General features: G+C 44.1%; 8 protein-coding genes and 1 pseudogene. 6 read left to right on the top strand and 3 right to left on the bottom strand.

Annotation, left to right across the window (positions count from 1 at the left end; genetic code table 11):
* Positions 1-78: 78 nt before the first annotated feature.
* Positions 79-597: pseudogene (locus RBK99_RS07580) on the top strand (tyrosine-type recombinase/integrase); the annotation flags it as partial.
* 47 nt (positions 598-644) lie between these two features.
* Here RBK99_RS07580 and RBK99_RS07575 read toward each other — a convergent pair.
* A complete protein-coding gene (locus RBK99_RS07575; RefSeq protein ID WP_317503982.1) occupies positions 645-2087 on the bottom strand; it encodes a hypothetical protein in 1443 nt (480 codons plus the stop codon).
* Positions 2088-2175: 88 nt separating this feature from the next.
* On the opposite strand from RBK99_RS07575, the gene RBK99_RS07570 reads away from it, so the two are divergent.
* Both RBK99_RS07570 and RBK99_RS07565 read left to right on the top strand, forming a co-directional pair.
* On the top strand, positions 2176-2409 hold the full coding sequence (locus tag RBK99_RS07570; protein WP_317503981.1) for a helix-turn-helix transcriptional regulator: 234 nt from the start codon (positions 2176-2178) through the stop codon (positions 2407-2409).
* The gene (locus RBK99_RS07565) at positions 2399-3964 is read left to right on the top strand and encodes a YfjI family protein (protein ID WP_317503980.1); all 1566 of its coding nucleotides are present in this window, start codon (positions 2399-2401) and stop codon (positions 3962-3964) included. Before RBK99_RS07570 ends, RBK99_RS07565 begins: the two co-directional genes overlap by 11 nt.
* Before the next feature lie 216 nt (positions 3965-4180).
* Here RBK99_RS07565 and RBK99_RS07560 read toward each other — a convergent pair whose 3' ends face one another.
* The gene (locus RBK99_RS07560; RefSeq protein WP_133566303.1) at positions 4181-4360 is read right to left on the bottom strand and encodes a hypothetical protein; all 180 of its coding nucleotides are present in this window, start codon (positions 4358-4360) and stop codon (positions 4181-4183) included.
* A gap of 57 nt (positions 4361-4417) precedes the next feature.
* Between RBK99_RS07560 and RBK99_RS07555 the strand changes: the two genes are divergently transcribed.
* A complete protein-coding gene (locus RBK99_RS07555; protein WP_166635839.1) occupies positions 4418-5089 on the top strand; it encodes a YagK/YfjJ domain-containing protein in 672 nt (223 codons plus the stop codon).
* A gap of 88 nt (positions 5090-5177) precedes the next feature.
* Here RBK99_RS07555 and radC read toward each other — a convergent pair whose 3' ends face one another.
* Positions 5178-5651 carry a RadC family protein gene (gene radC, locus RBK99_RS07550; protein WP_053953340.1) on the bottom strand — a complete coding sequence of 158 codons (474 nt, stop codon included), beginning with the start codon at positions 5649-5651 and terminating at the stop codon, positions 5178-5180.
* Positions 5652-5781: 130 nt separating this feature from the next.
* On the opposite strand from radC, the gene RBK99_RS07545 reads away from it, so the two are divergent.
* Together RBK99_RS07545 and RBK99_RS07540 are read left to right on the top strand one after the other, a co-directional pair.
* Complete coding sequence (locus tag RBK99_RS07545) at positions 5782-5988, top strand: AlpA family transcriptional regulator (RefSeq protein WP_317503979.1); 207 nt, start codon at positions 5782-5784, stop codon at positions 5986-5988.
* 47 nt (positions 5989-6035) lie between these two features.
* Positions 6036-6566, top strand: coding sequence for a hypothetical protein (locus RBK99_RS07540; protein ID WP_317503978.1), 531 nt, complete (start codon positions 6036-6038; stop codon positions 6564-6566).
* The last annotated feature ends 72 nt before the right edge of the window (positions 6567-6638 follow it).

The following is a 6638-nucleotide window of genomic DNA, read 5'->3' as shown; positions in this document are numbered from 1 at the left end:
AATCACTGTCCGGATGATACCGAAATGCTTGTCCGGCTCAGACCGAAATCAATGTCCGGATGACCCCGAAATACGCAACGTTGCTTGATTGAATGGCAACTGCATACCATGGTCCGTCCAGGTGAGGCCGTGCAAGCCCGCTGGGAAGAAATCGATTTCGATAAAGCCATATGGGCGATCCCCGCTGAACGAATGAAAATGGCACGCCCTCACGAAGTACCATTAACTAAGCAGTCACTAGCATTGCTGGAGTTCATGCAGCCATTGAGTGGCCATAGAGAGTTCATATTCCCTTCCGATAGGGCTCCCCTAAGGCATGCTAATAAAGAAACCGCTAACAGGGCACTCAAGCGCATGGGCTTCGAGGGACGCCTGGTTGCTCACGGACTAAGAGCACTAGCCAGCACAACTCTTAACGAGCAGGGCTTTGACAGAGACGTGATTGAAGTTGCGCTGGCGCATAAGGACAAAGACAAAATTCGAGCGGCATATAACCGCGCCACTTACATGAAGCAGCGCCGGGAAATGATGGAATGGTGGTCTGGGCATATTGAGGAAGCATCTCAAGGAACACTATCTATAGGCTCTAAAAATTAGGTTAGTAAATATTTCTTTGATTTTCATTATTTATTCGAGAAATTGAATTATTTGCTACCCCGTGTTGATTCGTAGGTACTGAAAAAGCCTTTTTGGGCAATACAGTACTCTGTCATCTGATAATCTCGTCTCATACGCTTTTTTAAGGTGCTCATTATAGTTTGAGCACTTGCCGCTGAATCACCGCTATTCCAGTCTTTTCTATAGTACTCTAATAGTTCAGGGTGAGTTTCTGCGAGCTCCTTAATCAGTGAGCTTATTATTCCCCCTACGGTATCATTTTTGCCAGGAGCTTTAGTGTGCTTTGCAACACTTGACTTCAGATCTTTTGAATCAACCTCTTGAGATAAACTCTCCGAACGAGACTCGGCAACTCTATCCCAAATTCTCAGGCCGATTGCACGTCGAACATTACTCTGCTCAAGGCTTAGGTATTGGGTAAGAGCTTCATCCGTGAGCCTTAGCGCGTCACTATACTGTTGATTTTCACGATTTATTTTTCGACTCCATTGTTCAATCTTCTTATACTGCGTTTTCTTGTGCACAAGCTTCGGTTCCGAACCAATAATCTTCTTGATATTAGCCTTATAGGGATGCCTTTGCTCCCGCTTTATAGCTCTTCCTCTTGGCTTTTCCTCGTCAATTAAAGGAAAAAAACCTTCGCAGTTCAGAGGTGCAAGTCCGATAATTCCGGCTTTTAAATATTTTAAAACGTACCTACGGGAGCAAGATGGTCGGTTTACATACATTCGAAATTTATGCGCTAATGGGTTACCGATCTCAACAGGAGACTCTTGCTCCCATCTATCCTCTATTTGGTCTTTTAGCTCACCAACCTTCGACTTCTCACCGTAATAAACAATCATATCCCAATTATCCGTCACCTCACGTTCGTGTGCGGCATAAACTATATCAACTCCCCTCACCTTCAAGTGATACCTTGGATATGGATACAGCCGGCTCCGTCTAATTCTCGAAAGTTCATCACCATTTCTCTCCACAAATGCCATCCAAGACGTCTCTTTATCTGGCTCCAAATAAAACGGTATAACCAGAAAGCCTAACTCCATGGTCAAATCATGAAGAACTTTTACTGTCTTTACTTCATCACTATGCAGCCTATCGAATAGAAATCCATAACCGGCAACCAACTTTTCATAAACCGGGTTTACTTCAGCATCAACTTGATTGCGCTTGTGATAGCTGTAGACCAGACAGTTAGCCATTTCCAGCAGCGCCGCTGTGTAGTGAGAGCGAGTGAGGTTCTCTCGTTTCTCTATTATTCCGTACTTATATGCAACGGTCTCTAACCACTTAAAGGTTGCTATGGACTCACTTTCCCACTTTTTCAAACGAAGCAATGTCTGAATTACATAACGATGAGCATACTGGTAACGCCACCATGCAACACAACGGAATTCATCTCGAAAGTCCTTAGCTGTAGTGAATTCTTGTGCACGTTTGACCCTTAAAATTCCATTTTTACACATTTTTGTCCCCATAGAATGCTAGCCATTTATTGCCATCATGCGCTGTAATTACTCGTGTGTTCCGCAGTTCTATTCAAAAGGAGGAAATATGCAAGAACACAACAGAGCACAGTTACCTGGAAAGGTACTGCGATTACAAGAGGTGCTTGATTTATTGTCGATTTCGAAATCGTACCACTTTGCGAAGTTAGATAAAAACTCGAAACAGTACGATCCCACTTACCCAAAGCCGATCAGCCTAGGAGAGCGGTCGGTTCGTTACATTGAGCAGGAAGTTATTGAGTGGCTTAACGCACGTGTGGAGGAACGAAATGCAAGTTGATGACTCGATCAGTTCTCGTCTGCAGTATACGTACCTGCATGATGGGTTACCTTCTTGTCCGAAAACCGAGAAGCTAATTCATTCTTTAACAGCCATCACTCAAGCCCCGTGGGAGATTAGCTTATTAGCAGCCTTAGGCAACTACTCCACGTTAATCCAGGGATTGGCTAATGTAGAAAAAATTCAGGGGAAAGGGGGAGCCCTTGGTTTATTTATTTTAATCATTGCTGCATCAGGAGAGAGAAAAACTACGGTCTTTGACCTTTTGAACCAAACTATTATTGACTTTCAGCAAGAGGAGGCTAAACGACTTGAAAACCAACTGATTGAGTACGAGATAGATAGCGAAATTATTGATGAAAAGATTAAACACCTTAAAAAAGCAATTGTTACCGCAGTTAAATCTGATAAGGAGTCTTCGCTAAATGACTTAAAACAGAAGCTTAAAACCGCTAAATCTGGATATCCCAAAAAGCCAACCGAGCTAAACATTGTATTCGAAGATATAACCCCCGAAGCTACCTTACATCAGCTGGGGCATGGTTGGCCAAATGTTGCCCTGATATCTAATGAAGGAGGAACAATTCTTCAGGGCAGAGCTATGCAAAAACTACCGTTGCTTAACAATTTATGGTCAGGCGAACCTTGTTCTGTTTATAGAAAGTCATCCCCTAACTATACAGTAACGGATGCGCGATTAACTCTTGTAATAGCCGGACAGCCAAGTGCTGTCGAAAAGTATATGCGGAAGAAAGGAGAAGAGTCTGTCGGTATTGGCTTTACCGGACGCTTAATTGTTAGTAATCCGCAAAGCACTCAGGGACAACGCTTCATCAAGACTAAAGAACCAGACATCGAGGAGGGTCTGCACGAGCACAATGAGCTGGCTAGAGAACTTCTACTGGAAATATCTGAACGTCATAAATCCGACTGTAAGCGGGACACTATTCGCTGGTCTCATGAGGCGAAGGAGTTAGGAATGAAAATTTATAATGATATTGAGCTTGAACTTGGTCCTGGTGGCTGCTTTGAACATGCTCGGGAGCACGGAAATAAACTCTTCGAAAACATTGGACGTATAGCTGCTTTACTAACCTACGTAGAGCTGGGTAAAGATAAAGATATATCAGTAGGCATCCTACGCGACGCTATAAATATAGCTTTTTATTTTTCAAGGACGTATCTGAACCATTTTAAAGTTCTTCCTGATCACATATCAGATATTCATAAGCTTGACGTATTTTTCAATACCCAAAGATCTGAGGGACAGAGATACATCATGAAAAACAAAGCTCGTCAGAACGGTCCAAACCCTTTAAGACCCCCTGGACGTTTCGATGCCGCATTAGAGGCATCAGCAAATAATGGGAATATACGTGTTTATCGAGTAGAACGAACAGGGCTAATTTTAATCGACCTATACCCGCAATATGATGTGGACTATCCGATGTTAGAGCAGTTTCAGGTCAAGAATAACTTGTCGCCCTCTAACGCTACTGACTTGTACACCGGCCGAGTTGTTCAAATATTACCTAGACCTCGGTCAAGTCTTTAACTTGTTAAATATAAAAGCGAGGTGATGCCCATTTATCACGATACTCTGTAAAAGCCCGCTATTTCTGCCATCGTAGCAGAAATAGCAGAGGTTTTGACTTTTTTCGTCAAGAGTCTACCTCATACGGCACTCGCTACGAGGAATTGATCAGCCTCGTAGCATTGCCCAACCGGCAATTTTTTTGCCAATCAAATACTAACTTCCGAACAACGGAGATTAGTCAAAATCGTCGAGAACGCTGTCACTTGAGATCCAAAAGTGCAGCGAATGCCGACAGGTGTTTTCTCGGTAATAGTAATACTTATAACTACCACTGTGTACATCATTCATTGGTACGTCTAGTAACCAATGCTTAGCCAGTGATAGGTAAGCCCCCAAGCTTACCGTCTGACTCATGGTTAACTATTACAGGATCAGATCAGTTATGAGTATTCAATGATCATGGAGCTAATTATGAACAGACCAACACGCAACCCAATGAACCATAACCAAACACTGTATTACGACACTTCGTACAAAGGCTTTCCGCTATGGTCTCAACACGCGCCATATATTAAGGAAGATTTAAGTGGTCTGCATGACACGATGGAAAGAGCGCTGAATGAGCATTCACGGACGTTAGCGGTTCGCTTTGATTTGAAAGTGCCTGTAGCCGGTATGCCTTTGCATCTTGAGCCGCCAATGGAGCATTTCATCAGAGCTGTTAACCGGAGAATTAAGGCTAAGTATGACAGAGAAAGGTTACTTAAAGGCTCTGCGCATCATTGCACTGTCCGATATGCCCGTAAAGCTGAGCAAAACATACAATCACCATACGAGCATTACCATGTTGTTCTTTTCGTCAACAACGATGTCTTCAGGCAGGTAGGCAACTTGGGACCTGGTGATAACTCAGAGCTGGGGAAAATCATTAGAGATGCCTGGTATAGCACGGGAGGCGTTAACGCTGGCCCTACTGAGTATTTAATTCATGGGTCAACGCCGTCATACCGTCGCTTAAAAGGCCCGTTTAATTCATTCAGTCAGGAAACTCGAGAGGCTTTTAGGCATTACAGCTACTTATGCAAGGAGAGTACAACGCTTTATCAACGTGGTCGCCCTGCGTTCACCACAAGTCGTAAATAAGGCAAAAAATAAAGCGCCAACATAAGGCACCAAGCAACGCAGAAGAGGCCCAGGGAAAACCTCTTCTACGCGCCTAGCGGCATTACAACTACAACAATCCCCTTTCAGCAAACGAAACCGTGTCTTGGCCTACTACAATGTGGTCAAGCACGGGGACGTCTATGTGATTGAGCGCGTCCTTGATACGCGTCGTCACACGCTTGTCAGCTTCCGATGGCTCAGTCACCCCCGATGGATGGTTGTGCGCCAGGATGATGGCTGCAGCGTTTTGCTGAAGCACTTCCTTCATCACTTCGCGGGGATACACCGGGGCGGCGTTAATCGTCCCAAAGAACAACTCCTTATACTCAATCAGCCGGTGCTGTGAATCCATCAGCAGTATTGCGAACACCTCACGTTTTTGATGCGCCAGCTTGTACCTAAGAAAGTCTTTTGCGGCCGATGGGCTGGTAAAGCCCTCCCCCTTCAAAAACTTCGTCTCCAAGATCTCAGACGCTTTATTCAACACATCAACCTCAGTCATCGGCCCATTCGTTACATACTCAGCGTTTTGCTCGTGCATTTTGTGTCTCCATGTTTTCGATTCTTCAATGCACATGCGTGATATAGGCCTGAGATTTGATTGATTCGTCGTTCGCGTTAATTCATCTCAGTTCTTACTAATCCTATGACACAAAGAAATGGAGAAGCTAATGAGGTTTCTACGATTAAACGAGGTTAAAGAACGCGTCGGGCTGGGGCGCACCTCAATTTACAAACTGATTGGGGAAGGCAAATTCCCCAAGCCTGTTCATGTACTCGGCAGAAACGTTGCCTGGATAGATTCTGAAATCGATGAATGGATGATGGACCGCATTGACCATGAGCGGACCAACAGCGTTTATCCCCTGCGGTATTGAGGAATCACCGCTTACAAATACAACTATTAACTAACGGATGAATCACTATGGAACTTGTCTTTCTCACGTCGGACGACATTGTTAAAGCACATTATGCTTTCCACGGTAACATTGAAGCAGAAGTTAACACTTCTGCTCTAATTAAAATCTGTATCATAGTCAGTCGAACGTATGCAGGTTTTGAAGCAAACCTTGAAACTGTCTTTCAGGTTGCCGCCGAGTATGGTGTGCAGCTGGCGCAAAGTAACTGGTCCCAAAAGCCAGACAAAGCTGCTGAGACCGCATTTCTAATATGCATGTTGCATCTAAACCGTTATGGCATAGCTATGAAATGCGATAACCAGTCACTATTCAACATGATGCGCGACACATGGACAAAGCCCGATAAGTTCGCGGCGCACATGTTTAATAAATATCTTAATGATATCGCCGCTAAAAATAACGACTACTGCCGTAGCGACTTACAAAATAATTTAGCGGCTCGGGCCATGTGTGACCCACGAAACTGCAACGAGCTAATGGATATTGGGGCGAGATTATCTGAAACATTTAATGTAGTTAGTGAGAAGCCTACCTAGCCATGCGGAAGCAAAAGGAAAGGTTAACGGTTATGAGCTGAAAAGAGTTTAGACCAAATCTAACATTTGACC

The sequence above is a fragment of the Idiomarina solivarensis genome (assembly GCF_033052755.1).
GTDB lineage: Bacteria > Pseudomonadota > Gammaproteobacteria > Enterobacterales > Alteromonadaceae > Idiomarina.
The sequence above is the reverse complement of the archived record's forward strand: the minus strand, read 5'-3'. Positions and strand labels throughout refer to the sequence as shown.